We start from the raw sequence: 267 nt of genomic DNA, 5'->3' as shown, positions 1-267 counted from the left end.
AAATATAAAATCATTCAGTTTAATATCAATGAGCTTGGGATGGATATAAATCACGTTAAAAATACTTTGTCATTTAAATCATTAGCGTGGGATACTAATGATATAAAAATATCTCAATTAAAATTCTTGGCCAGAAAATTTTATAACGATAAAGTCATCATCTTTCAGGAGGCTCAACGTTATCTGGATGATAAATCCCCACCACCAAACATTCAAAAACTCATATTGCGTTTATCTGATATAGATAGACAAATTTTTTACTCCTAT

At 28.8% G+C, this 267-nt stretch carries 1 pseudogene; it reads left to right on the top strand.

The features are described from left to right. Positions 1-267: pseudogene (locus V2A85_RS24745) on the top strand (hypothetical protein); the annotation flags it as partial.

Origin of the sequence: Yersinia sp. 1252 StPb PI, from assembly GCF_048593885.1 — a bacterium.
Classification (GTDB): Bacteria; Pseudomonadota; Gammaproteobacteria; order Enterobacterales; family Enterobacteriaceae; genus Yersinia; species Yersinia enterocolitica_E.
Note: the sequence above shows the minus strand (reverse complement) of the source record. Positions and strands in the feature narration are given on the sequence as shown.